An 11051-nucleotide genomic window follows, 5' to 3' on the forward strand; every position below is an offset into this window, starting at 1 on the left:
GGGCGTCCCTCGGTGCGGTGGGGTCTTCGTGCCGTCTCCTGGGCAAGGAAACGGACTCGCGGAGTTCAGGCGGGTTGCAGGACCTCCGGGGCGTTCTCGGCCTTCCGGAGGCGTGCGAGTTCGCGTTCGACGTCGGCCAGGTTGACGGCGTCCAGCCAGGCGGTGTGGCGACGCTCGGTGGCGTCGGCCTCCAGGACTCGGGCGAGGTCGTGTTTTACCAGGAAGAGGGCGTCTTTCAGCGCGGACGGACTGAGTCGCAACTTCGCGCCAAGCTCGCGGTCCTCCGCTCGGAGGTCACCGAGGCGGACGCACCCGAGGTGACCCTGGACCCACGCTCGGCGGAGGCGGACGGCAGCCCAGACGGCACCCTTCGGACCGCGGGGCGGCTCGTCGGACAGGGCAGCGGCCGGAGTCTGCTTGGCCTCGACCTCTTCGACTCCCTCGACGTCCTGGAGCTCTTCGACCACCTGAGGGGTCAGCAGTCGCCAGCCGCGGTAGTCCGAGACCCACTGGCCCCCGCGCTTGTGTCGCCACACCGGACCGAAGCAGTGCTTGCTGAGCGCGTTTCGGAGACCGGCGGGCGTCGCGGTCGTTGTGGCCTCGTTCAGCTCCAGCCACAGGGTGAAGTCTGCGGCGGCGTCGTTCAACGAAACGAGGGACTCCTCGTCGGCGACGAGTCGTTCTGTCGCCCAGGTGTGGACCTGGTCTGCGGTCCGGGCGTTCTTGCGCTTACTCAACTGGAGCTCCTGTGTTCGTGGGGTTCTGAGGCGAACGTGTGGAGTTGTGTCGGGCGGTGACGTCCGGTCGAGGTGGACCCGGGAGGAGACGCCCCCGTTTTTGGTCTCTTGTCGGTGAAAGACGAAAGCAGGGGGCGCTTCCCGAGGGGGTTGAGGCGGGCGTCGGGGGTCCGTTTCGGACGTTCCCGGACAGCCGTCGGACACGGCTCGGACAGAACGAGAGTGGTTCGTGTCCGAGGCTTCCGACTGCTCCACCGCAGGTCAAAGGGGGTGCGAGCTCTCCGGAGGGGTTCCTTCGGACACGTCGGACACGAAACGAGAGGTCCGGTCCGAAAGTCGTTGAGTTGCTGTTGTCGACGTCCTGCCCTCCTCTGGGCTGCGCTCTCTTTTGTGCGTAACCTTTCTTTTTGTGTCCGAAGTGTCCGAAAAAGAAGTCCGAAGGGTGTCTCACCCCCTCTGACCGGGGACGGAGCTGCTCCGAGTCTCGGACACGAAGCCTTCTCGTCGTGTCCGAGAGCTGTCCGAGAGCTGTCCGTTCGTGTCCGGAGCGTCACGAGGAGACCCTCTCGGCGGGGTCTGCGTCCCTCGCGGAGCGGGTCTGCAACCGGACGCCCTTCCAGGCGCGCCGCTTGCCGCTGGGGTCCTTGTCCGTGGCGAGTGCGGCGGGGAGGAACCGGCGCGTGAAGTCCGTCCGAAAAGCCCTGTTGCTCAGCGCCTTCTCGTCCAGCGTGACGCAGAACAGCTGGTACTTCAGGAACAGCTCCGAGGTGGACACCCACGCGTCGTCGCCGAACTCGCACCACTCCTGGACGAACTGCTGGAGCAGGTCCAGGGAGTCCAGCTCCGAGTCTGTCGCCGCGACGACCCGCGCGGGCTTCGCGGGCAACCCCTCGGCGAGGTAGCGCTTCGTGTCCTCCAGGATCCACCCGAAAATTGCCGGACCCTCTTCCGCGACCAGCTTCTTCGCGAAGTTGCGGTCCCGGATATCCTCCGGAACCTCGTAGTCGAAGGGCAGCATCACGAAGCGTCGACGCTCCGCGGTACCCACTGTTTCCAGCGTCGGGAAGCGGTTCGTCTCCACCACGATCGAGTGCGTCGGCTCGAACGTGAACGGGTCTCGGCCCTTGAACGAGGCAGTCAGTCGAGAGCCTCCGGAGTGCTCCTTGACGCGCTTGATATTCCAGACGTCGGACGCCTCCAGCTCCGACACGACGAGCAGTCGGACACCGCACAGGGCGGCGACCTCTGCCTCGTGCTTCGGGAACTTCGTCTTAACGACGAAGTCTCCGGAGACCTCCCGGGCGTAGCCGACGTTCTCCTCGGTCGAGAGCAGCGCGTAAAGGACCTCCAGGAGCGCACCCTTACCGTTCGCGCCCTCACCGAAAAACACCGGCAGGATCTGCTCCCCGACCTCGCCGACGACCCACATTGCCAGCAGTCGCCGAACGTAGGCGATCAACTCCGCGTCCCCTAGGAAAACCTCGTCCAGCCAGGCCAGGAACCGTGTCGGAGTGACCCCGAAAACGGGGGTCATCCCGGCAATCCGGGAGTGCAACGCGGACGCGTCGTGGGGCAGCAGCTCGCAGGTGCGGAGGGCAACGACACCACCGGGCGTGTTCAACTCGTACTTACGCTGGTCGAACTCGCCACGCTCGGTCCGGAGCTGGTGTTTGCCGCGGGCCATCCAGACCACGGAGGACGCCTGGAACTTCGAGGAAGAGACGTCCGCCACGAAGGGTTCGCCCTTCTTGTCGAGCTTGTTCACGAGGAGCCTCGTCCGGAACTCGTTCCACAGTTCGACCACGGGCGCTTCGTCCACGAACCGCCAACGCGTGCCGTCGAACACCGCCCAGGACCGGTCCGTGGCGACGTACCGCACGAAGTCCCGTGCGGCCTCCGCGAAGAGGGTTGCGGCTTCGTTGTCCACCGACCCACCCACGGGGTCGAGTACGTGCTGCGAACCGTTCTTCAAACTCGGCCTGCTGGACTTCTTCACTAGTTGCTTCCGCCGTTCGTTGAGTACTCGCGGGCGAACCAGTCAGTGAGCCGGTCTACTTCCCCTTCTGTGAGGCCGATCTCTAACGCTGTTGTACGGAGTCTGTCGAGCAGCTCCGGGTCTCCGCCGTAATCCCTGTAGGCGGTGCCGAGGCAGTACGAGAAGTAAGCGCGACGTCCGGACCCGGGACGACGAACGCCAAGCGTGCGAACCAGTCCCAGGCCGACCGGACTCGACACCCCCGAGGTGCCCCCTGGACGCGCCCCGGACGGCCTCGCGACCGGCGCGGGCCTGGTGATCGCTTCGGCCCAGTCAGAGCCGAGACGAGCCAAAGGAAGGTCCCGGGCCAAGGAGTACAGCTTGCCCGTCTTGTGGACCGACCCCGGAGCGAGGACGTGCTTCTTCGAGCCGACCAGGTCCACTCCCGGGAGTGTGCCTCGCAGGGGGCGCTGTGGGTCGATTCCCTCGGGCAGCAAGACGTAGTGGTGAAAGCCCCCAGTCCGGCCGGTCCGTACCGTCCGCGTCAACGGCAGAGGCGAAAGACCCTGTTCCGCAACGAAAGTCAGGAACTCTGCGGGGTGGTCAACGTCCACGACGAGGTACCCGTCCGGGCAGACGGCGACGTTTGACGTCGGGTGCTTGCGAGCCCACTCGGCTACGACGAGGGCGTCGGTCGTGGCGTCCTTGTACGCGTGGCTACCGGCCAGCGGCGACTTCCCACGGGGGGCAACCGGAAACACCGCCCAGCCTTCGGCAGCCAGCCGCGGACCGTGGTCCCGGAACGGTGCGCTCACGAAGCTAACCGCGCTTCGTCAGCGGTCCTGGCTTGTGGCAGTTCGTACTTCACGGCGTAGTAACTCCTTCTGAGGAAGGAGCGTCTCGTGTACCCTGAAACGTGCTGGTGTTCCTGGGTAACTGGACGCTCTGACTGGACCCGTCTCGTAACGAGCGAGACGGGTTCAGTCGTGTTCGGGGTCTGGCTGGTCTTCGTCGGCCCACCGGACCGGTTGCGGAACTCGGTCCGGGAACCCCGCCTTACGGTCTTCGTTCCAACGAGCTCGGGTCGCCTTGGCCAGCGCAGTTCGGGCGGGATCCGCTTTGATCCGCTGGTACTTCGCTCGGGACCGGGCTCGCTTTTTCTCGTGGTAGGCCGCGTCCTCCGAAGCCGAAGACTGGCCCTGGTCTGGAGTGCTTGGCTGTGTGGTCACCCAACGAACAAAACCAGGTCGGCCGTTTCCTCAAAAGCTGTTACCACCTTTAGTACGGTCCGGACTGGAGAGAGGAAGAACCCCGGTTGCGTTGTCGCGCTGGACTTCCCAATTGGCCGCGGTGCCCACGTCGACCCTCCCGCTTGGCTTCCGTCGAACCAGAAAGCCCCGCCGGTATTCGAGTGGGTTCGAACACCAACGGGGCTTCCGGAGGGCACGGGACTAGCCTGTGGCGCGCGTCACAGGACCAAGGCCAGCCACGCGACGAGGTAGACCGCGACTGCCCAGGAGACGACCCGTACCTGCAGGGCGGTCACGACGGGTCTCCAGTCCACCAAGTGCGCGTGTCGGCAGCCGTGGCCGCTGCCTCGTCCGCGGCTGCCTTGACCAAGAGTTGCCGCTTAGCCAACTCAACCGCGGCCACCACACGCGGAACCTCCCGAGCCAGCCAGACGCGGGACTGGTCGAGGGTGGCCGAGATCCGGTCTTCCGCTAGGGCGTCAGCGTCGAACGCCAGCTCCACCACGGGAACTAGGGCGAGCACTTCTGCACCGTGCGTGGAAACCACGCGGAAGACAGCCCCGTCCGGAGCGTGTCCGGTCCACGCGTGGACTCCCACGCGGACTCCGGGGAAGTAGACGGATTCCACCAGCTCGCCGTACTTCCGCGAGCGGTAGTCGTGGAGCTGCTTCAGCAGCAGGCCGAGGGACTCCAGGTCGAGTCCGCGGGTGTTGCGCCCGCGCTGGGTTGTTGCTTGACTGAGGGTCACGTTAGCTCCTTCTTCTGTCAGGGTTGAGGGTCTGTCGTTGCCCCGGGGGTGTTGGCGCACCCACCGGGGCGTTCTGTTAAGCGGTCGCGTCGAGGGCGGTTCCGGTCCTGACGTCGGAGTTCACGTAAGCGACCAAGTCCTGGGCCTCGTAGACCACCCGACTGCCCAGGCGGCGAAACTTCGGACCGGTTCCGCGGTAGCGGGCTGCGGAGAGCGCTCCCGTGGTCGTGAGCAGGAACTCCGCGGCCTGAGCCGGGGTGTAGAGCGTGGGCAGGGCGGGCGAGTTCGTCAACGGGAGCCTCCTCGGGCTTCGTGCGGGGGGTGGGGTTAGCGGCCGAGCAACGCGTCGAACGCGGCCTGGTACTCGGTGCGGACGGAGTCGCTGGGGACGCTGGCGATCCTCGCGGCGACCCACTCGACCGGGTTCGCCTCTCCGGTCTTCGCGGCCAGCTCCAGGAGTCCGTAAACGACGTCGGAAACGGTGGTTGCGGGGGCGGTCTGAGCGTTCACGGCTGGCTCCTGTGTGTGGTTGTGGGGTGTGCGGGGTGTTCGGGAGGCTCAGAACTCGTCGTCTTCGCCGTCGATCGCTGCGTTCTCGCGGGCTTCGAGGGCGGCTTCCTCGGCTGCGGCCTCTTCTGCGTCGAGGGCGGCGAGTTCGAGGGCGGTGAGTGTGTTCACGGGGTGCTCCTTCCGTTGGTGTTTCCGGGGATCTAGTAACAAGTAAACACTACTGGGGTTACTACACACAAGGTGGCACCACTCTTCGTTAAGTCGCGTCACTACGAGTACAGTTACTCGAGTGACTACTACAGACCTCGGCCGGGTTGTCGGCCTGAACTCGCGAAAACTCCGACTCGACGCGGGAGCGACCCTGGAGCAGGTCTCACAAGAGGCGCGAAAGCACGGCTGGCCCTGGAGTCTCGGACGAGTCGGCGACTTGGAGAGCGGGAAGGTCCAGCCGACGCTGCCGACCGTCCTCGCGTTGGCGTCGGTGCTGTCGGCGGTGACGGAGACACCCGTCCGGCTTGCGGACCTGGTCGCTACAGACGCGACGGTCGAACTCTCTCACTCACTGGTTGTCGAAGGGGCGGACCTCGTGTCCGCGGTCAGTGGCGAGCCGGTCTCCTGGCGGACAGGGGGCGTCCCGGAAAGGCACCCAGAGAGAGACGCTAGCCTGCCTCAACTCGTGCGGGCCGCGGGGTGGCCGGAAGTCGCCGACGCCAAGGCGGAACTGGGGATTTCTACGGACGAGACTTTAGGTCGCGTACTGGAAGCGCTGGAGTCTTCGTCGCTTGCGGACCGGCGAGCGGCGAAGTCCCTCGGCGTCGACCTCGGCGTCCTCTTGGCCGCGTCTTTCAGACTCTGGGGGAAGAGTCTCGGCGACGAGCGCGAGGCGCGCGTCGAGCCGGACGCAGGCAACCAGCGACGCGGTCAGGTGACGCGCCAGCTGCGCTCGGAGCTTGCTGCAGAGCTGGGGCTCTGACGTGGCTACCGTGACGAAGTACTCCACGCAAGCAGGCACCCGGTACGAGGTCCGACACCGTACGCCGTCGAACGGAAGCACCCGAAAGCGCGGCTTCACGACGAAGCGGGACGCCCAGGCGTACGCCGCTCAGGTCGAGGTGGCCAAGCAGACCGGAGCGTTCGTCCAAGCGTCGTCCGGGCGGGCAACCGTGGGGTCTCTGGGGCCAGCCTGGGTCGAGCGTCAGAAGGCGCACGTCAAGCCGTCCGGTTGGAGGTCGTACGAGTCCGCGTGGCGGGTCCACTGCGAGCCGCGGTGGGGGTCGGTGCCGCTGAACCGGGTCAAGTACACAGAGGTGCAAGCCTGGGTCGCAGAGCTGTCCGTCACCAAGGGTCCGGTAGTCGTCCAGACGGCGCACTCGGTGCTCGCCCGGATCCTCGACGACGCGGTGCGGGACCGGCTCCTGGCCGTGAACCCCGCCCGCGGCGTGAAGCTCCCGCGGAAGGTGCGGAAGCCGAACGTCTACCTCACTCACGACCAGGTCGAAGCGCTGGCTACGGAGGCGGGCCACTACCGCTCGTTGGTCCTGCTGCTCTCGTACACAGGTCTCCGGTGGGGCGAGGCTGCGGGCCTGCGTGTGGCTGACGTCAACTTCCTCAAGAGAAGGATCCTCGTTCACGAGAACGCCGTCACCGTGGGGTCCGTCGTCCACGTCGGGACACTGAAAGGGCACAAACACCGCGAGGTCCCGTTGCCGGTGTTCGTGGCCGACGAGCTGGCGCGGACGTGCGTCGGGAAGAGCCGCGACGAGCTGTTGTGGGCCTCCCGGTCGGGTGGCCACCTCGGACCCCCCGCGTCCAAGGAATCCTGGCTGTCCGGAGCGGTCGAGCGGTGCCGGAAGGCAGACCCGACGTTCCCCCGGATCACTGCCCACCTCCTGCGCCACTGCGCGGCCTCGTTCGCGGTCTCTGCGGGTGCGAACGTGAAGGTCGTCCAGCGACTCCTGGGCCACTCGTCCGCGGGGATGACCTTGGACGTCTACGCGGACCTGTTCGACTCCGACCTGGACTCCGTGGCGGACGCACTAGACGCTTCCGTGTCCAAAACGCGTCCAAAACAGGAACCGCAGGCCACCCCCTCGACCGGTTCCGTGGGCTGACCTGCGGTGCAGCGTTTCCGCTGGTAGAGCCTCCTGTCAGGATTGAACTGACGACCGCTCGCTTACAAGGCGAGTGCTCTACCACTGAGCTAAGGAGGCGGACACGCGCGCCCATCATATCCATTGCAGGAACGTCGGCTACTTCCGCCCACATTGGATAGCGTTGGAGCCATGAGTACCTCGGAGATCGCCACCGTCCTCGCTTGGCACGACGCCCTCAACTCCGGCGACATCGACACTCTGCTGTCGCTGTCGAGCGACGACATCGAGATGGGTGGCCCGAAAGGCGCGACTCAGGGCCTGGCGGCGCTGCGGGAATGGGCGTCTACCGCGGGCATCACGCTGATTCCGCAGCGAATGTATTACTACGACGGCGTGCTGGTGGTCGAACAGCAGGCCACGTGGGCGGAGGCCGAGGAGACGCGTATCCTGGCCTCTGCATTCCGTGTCGTCCACGATCAGGTCATCTCCACGTTCCGCCACGAGACACTCGAGTCTGCACTCTCCGCTACCGATTTGACCGAGAAAGATCTTGTCTCCGACACGTAGTATGGCCAAGCTCACAGAATCCCTCCAACGGCTCACAGGCGACCGTCGCGCAACGGTCGATGCGGTCACCGCTGCACCCACACCGCTGCAGCCGATCGACCTCACCGACGACGCAGTGGTCGCCGAAGTACTCGACCTCGCCGTGAGAGTCGGTGAAGTGCTCCTCGCGTCGGGCACCGGTGCGATGGACACCGCCGAGCAGGTGCAGTTCATCGCCGCCACGTACGGCCTCGCCCAGTGCGATGTGGATGTCACGTACAACTCCATCGTGCTGTCCGCGTACCGCGGGCCGACCCTCCCGCCGGCGAGCACGATGCGGATAGTGCACTACCGCTCGATGGACTTCACCCGTCTCGCGGCGGTGGACCGGCTCACGCGGCGGATCCGCCGTGAGGCCGTCACCCCCAGCGAGGCGCACGAGGCCCTGACCGCGGTCACCACGGCGCCGCACCCGTACAACCGTTGGATCGCGACGCTCGCCTGGGCGTCCATGGCCGCGTCGGTCTCCGTGTTGATGGGCGGTGGGGTGCTGGTCGCATCGGTCGCCTTCCTGACGACGATGGTGATCTACCGGGTCAACCGGGTCCTCAACCGCATCGGCCTGCCGTTCTTCTTTCAGCAGGTGGCGGGCGGTCTGGTGGCGGCGACCCCGGCGGCGACGCTCTACACGTTCCAGGATCAGCTGGGTGTCGAGATCAGACCCTCGCAGATCATTTCTGCCGGTGTGGTGGTGCTGTTGTCCGGGTTGTCGCTGGTCGGTTCCGTGCAGGACGCCATCACGGGGGCACCGATCACGGCGGCGGCGCGATTCTTCGAAGTGGTCATGATGACCGGCGGCATCATCGCCGGTGTGGCCATCTCGTTGCGTCTGACCGGCGTGCTGGGTTCGACGCTGCCGCCCGTCAACGTCGAGATCACGGAACTCGTGCAGCTACCCGTGCTGGTGATGTCGGGCGCTTTCGCGTCGATGTTCTATGCATTGGCCTGTTACGCCGAGCAGCGCGCCCTCACGGCCGCGTGGTTCGGCGGCGCGGCCGGCGCCCTGGTCTACATGGTGGCGCACCAGTTCGGCATCGGCCCCATCATCGGTTCGGCGCTCGCAGCCACAGTGGTCGGTTTCGCCGGTGGTCTGATGGCCCGCCGCGCGCTCACGCCGCCGCTGGTCGTCGTGGTGGCGGGTATCACACCACTGCTGCCGGGTCTGTCTCTGTACCGGGGTCTCTACGCCCTGCTCAACAACGAAGTGGTGATCGGACTGAGCTCGCTGCTGGCGGCGTTCGGTATCGGTTGCGCGCTCGCGGCGGGCGTCACGCTAGGCGAATGGATCGCCCGGACCCTGCGGAGGCCGCGCATCCTGCGTCGCACAGACGACATCCGCCGCCCAGTCTTCAAGACGAGGCGGCGGAAGGCGGTCGAAACACACACACAGAAAGCGGCGTGAGGCAGTTTCAGGTGACGGCCTCTCGGCCGTCTGCCGGGTACGACCGCCGGTGTCTCACCGGACGGTCGTCCCGGCACGTCGTCGCCGACACGCGGCGACGGGGAGGTCAGCTCTTGTCGACGCTGTGCCGTCCGCCCGACTTCTCGTCGGCCTCCATGGCCTCACGCAGGCTCTTCGGCCGCATGTCGGTCCAGTTCTTCTCCACGTACTCGAGGCATGCGGCCCGGCTTTCCTCGCCGAAAACCACGCGCCAGCCTGCCGGCACCTCAGAGAACGTGGGCCACAGTGAGTGCTGGTCCTCATCGTTCACCAGCACGTAGAAGCGGCCTTCTTCGTCATCGAATGGATTGGTGCTCATCTCGCCTCGCTTGTCGCATACGTGTCCTGTGCGTTCACACTAGCAAGCGTGCCGTTACGGCCACGCCTTGTTACGACAGATGTAACGATCTCTCCCGCCCGCACGGCAACGTTCGACAGGAGCGACGACGTGATTCCGTGCGTTTTCTCCGTGCCGCCCTGCAGATAGATTCCCGCTGTGACGTCCGGTGAAACCGCCAATCTGTAATCTCGGCCCACTTCACGTGGCGGGTGGGTTTTCGGCGCGAGATCGCCGAGCAGAGGCTCGAGGGGTGCGGGAGTGAAGCCGGTGGCCAGAATCAGTGCGTCGCAGGCGAGAGTGTCGGTGAGGCCGTCGACACCGCTGCGGACAGCCACCTCGATTCCGTCCGAAGTCTCGTCGACGGCAATGATCTCCGACGCGCGGCGCATGAACAGGCGGCGACGCCCCCGTACGCGTTCCTGGTATTCGGTCGCGTAGAGCTCGTTGATGAGCTCGATGTCGACCACCGAATAGTTAGTACTCCTATGGACATCCAGCAATCGCAGTCGCTCCGCCTCCGGTGCGCCGTGCAGATCGTCCACCGCCTCCGGATCGAAGATGCGGTTGGCGTACGGGCTGTCGTCGGCCGGGCTGTAGCCGTAACGCGAGAAGACGCTGTGGACTTCGGCTTCGGGGTAGTTTCCGTGCAGGTACTGCACGATCTCGGCGGCGCTCTGGCCTGCCCCGAGGACGACGAACCGATGGTGGACCGGGGCCGGCATCTCGCCGAGCCGGAACAAGAACTGGTGATTGTGGAAGCACCGCGCAGAGGGGTTGGCCCACTCGGGGATTCGTTCCCGCAGACCGGCGCCCATCACGACGTTGCGCGCGATCACCGTGCTGCCGTCGGCGGTGCGGACCTCGAAACGGTCGATCAGCCCGTCGTCGCCGCGGATTCCGCGTACGGTCTCCACTGCGGTGCCGTATCGCACGTCGGCGTCCACTCGGCGTGCCGCCCACTGCAGGTAGTCGTGGAACTCGTGACGCGTCGGGAAGAAGGTCTGGTGATTGACGAAGTCGACGAGGCGACCCTGATCGAAGAGGTAATTGAAGAAGGTGAATGCGCTACGCGGATTCCGGAACGTCACCAGGTCCTTCGGAAACGCGATCTGCATCGTCGCGCCGTCGAGAAGCATCCCGGGATGCCACCCGAATCGATCCTGCTTCTCGAAGAACTGCGCGCTGATCCGCTCACGCGGGGGGCACTCCGCATTGTGTTCCTCGATGGCAATGGCCAGGGCGAGGTTAGCGGGACCGAATCCGACACCCACGACATCTCGCACCGGGAGATCTGTACCGACCGTTTCCGGCGATTCACTCATAGCTCGTTGTCCGTCCTCGACGCCGCGCC

General features: G+C 65.9%; 12 protein-coding genes and 1 tRNA gene. 4 read left to right on the forward strand and 9 right to left on the reverse strand.

Annotation, left to right across the window (positions count from 1 at the left end):
* Positions 1 to 65 precede the first annotated feature (65 nt).
* The 6 genes from OYT95_RS13110 to OYT95_RS13135 form a co-directional block, all read right to left on the reverse strand.
* Positions 66 to 737, reverse strand: coding sequence for a hypothetical protein (locus tag OYT95_RS13110; RefSeq protein ID WP_268791643.1), 672 nt, complete (start codon positions 735 to 737; stop codon positions 66 to 68).
* A 550-nt stretch (positions 738 to 1287) separates the two neighbouring features.
* Complete coding sequence (locus tag OYT95_RS13115; protein ID WP_268791644.1) at positions 1288 to 2733, reverse strand: DNA primase family protein; 1446 nt, start codon at positions 2731 to 2733, stop codon at positions 1288 to 1290.
* Positions 2733 to 3527, reverse strand: coding sequence for a bifunctional DNA primase/polymerase (locus tag OYT95_RS13120; protein ID WP_268791645.1), 795 nt, complete (start codon positions 3525 to 3527; stop codon positions 2733 to 2735). The genes OYT95_RS13115 and OYT95_RS13120 overlap by 1 nt, the downstream gene beginning before the upstream one ends.
* Positions 3528 to 4254: 727 nt before the next feature.
* Entirely contained in the window at positions 4255 to 4710 is a 456-nt protein-coding gene (locus OYT95_RS13125) for a hypothetical protein (protein ID WP_268791646.1), read from the reverse strand.
* A 76-nt stretch (positions 4711 to 4786) separates the two neighbouring features.
* Positions 4787 to 5002, reverse strand: coding sequence for a DNA-binding protein (locus OYT95_RS13130; RefSeq protein WP_268791647.1), 216 nt, complete (start codon positions 5000 to 5002; stop codon positions 4787 to 4789).
* Between the two features lie 35 nt (positions 5003 to 5037).
* Positions 5038 to 5220 carry a hypothetical protein gene (locus OYT95_RS13135; protein ID WP_268791648.1) on the reverse strand — a complete coding sequence of 61 codons (183 nt, stop codon included), beginning with the start codon at positions 5218 to 5220 and terminating at the stop codon, positions 5038 to 5040.
* Positions 5221 to 5509: 289 nt separating this feature from the next.
* On the opposite strand from OYT95_RS13135, the gene OYT95_RS13140 reads away from it, so the two are divergent.
* Positions 5510 to 6193: a helix-turn-helix domain-containing protein gene (locus tag OYT95_RS13140; protein ID WP_268791649.1), complete on the forward strand. Its 684-nt coding sequence runs from the start codon at positions 5510 to 5512 to the stop codon at positions 6191 to 6193.
* A gap of 1 nt (position 6194) precedes the next feature.
* Positions 6195 to 7331 (forward strand): tyrosine-type recombinase/integrase, encoded by a 1137-nt coding sequence (locus OYT95_RS13145; protein ID WP_268791650.1) that lies wholly within the window; start codon positions 6195 to 6197, stop codon positions 7329 to 7331.
* Positions 7332 to 7358: 27 nt separating this feature from the next.
* On the opposite strand, the gene OYT95_RS13150 is transcribed toward OYT95_RS13145, so the two are convergent.
* Positions 7359 to 7430: transfer RNA gene (locus tag OYT95_RS13150), tRNA-Thr, on the reverse strand.
* Positions 7431 to 7502: 72 nt separating this feature from the next.
* Here OYT95_RS13150 and OYT95_RS13155 point away from each other — a divergent pair.
* Positions 7503 to 7880 carry a nuclear transport factor 2 family protein gene (locus OYT95_RS13155; protein ID WP_268791651.1) on the forward strand — a complete coding sequence of 126 codons (378 nt, stop codon included), beginning with the start codon at positions 7503 to 7505 and terminating at the stop codon, positions 7878 to 7880.
* Between the two features lies 1 nt (position 7881).
* Positions 7882 to 9321 (forward strand): threonine/serine ThrE exporter family protein, encoded by a 1440-nt coding sequence (locus OYT95_RS13160; RefSeq protein ID WP_037241538.1) that lies wholly within the window; start codon positions 7882 to 7884, stop codon positions 9319 to 9321.
* Between the two features lie 106 nt (positions 9322 to 9427).
* On the opposite strand, the gene OYT95_RS13165 is transcribed toward OYT95_RS13160, so the two are convergent.
* Both OYT95_RS13165 and OYT95_RS13170 read right to left on the reverse strand, forming a co-directional pair.
* Entirely contained in the window at positions 9428 to 9679 is a 252-nt protein-coding gene (locus tag OYT95_RS13165; RefSeq protein WP_005244517.1) for an MbtH family protein, read from the reverse strand.
* Positions 9676 to 11022: a lysine N(6)-hydroxylase/L-ornithine N(5)-oxygenase family protein gene (locus tag OYT95_RS13170; protein ID WP_128639984.1), complete on the reverse strand. Its 1347-nt coding sequence runs from the start codon at positions 11020 to 11022 to the stop codon at positions 9676 to 9678. Before OYT95_RS13170 ends, OYT95_RS13165 begins: the two co-directional genes overlap by 4 nt.
* Positions 11023 to 11051 lie beyond the last annotated feature (29 nt).

This window comes from Rhodococcus sp. JS3073, assembly GCF_026810085.1.
Classification (GTDB): Bacteria; Actinomycetota; Actinomycetes; order Mycobacteriales; family Mycobacteriaceae; genus Rhodococcus_F; species Rhodococcus_F wratislaviensis.

Coding starts and splice junctions, on each gene's coding strand:
- OYT95_RS13165 (WP_005244517.1), bottom strand. CDS start 9,679: ATGAGCACCAATCCATTCGATGACGAAGAAGGCCGCTTCTACGTGCTG.
- OYT95_RS13170 (WP_128639984.1), bottom strand. CDS start 11,022: ATGAGTGAATCGCCGGAAACGGTCGGTACAGATCTCCCGGTGCGAGAT.
- OYT95_RS13160 (WP_037241538.1), top strand. CDS start 7,882: ATGGCCAAGCTCACAGAATCCCTCCAACGGCTCACAGGCGACCGTCGC.
- OYT95_RS13155 (WP_268791651.1), top strand. CDS start 7,503: ATGAGTACCTCGGAGATCGCCACCGTCCTCGCTTGGCACGACGCCCTC.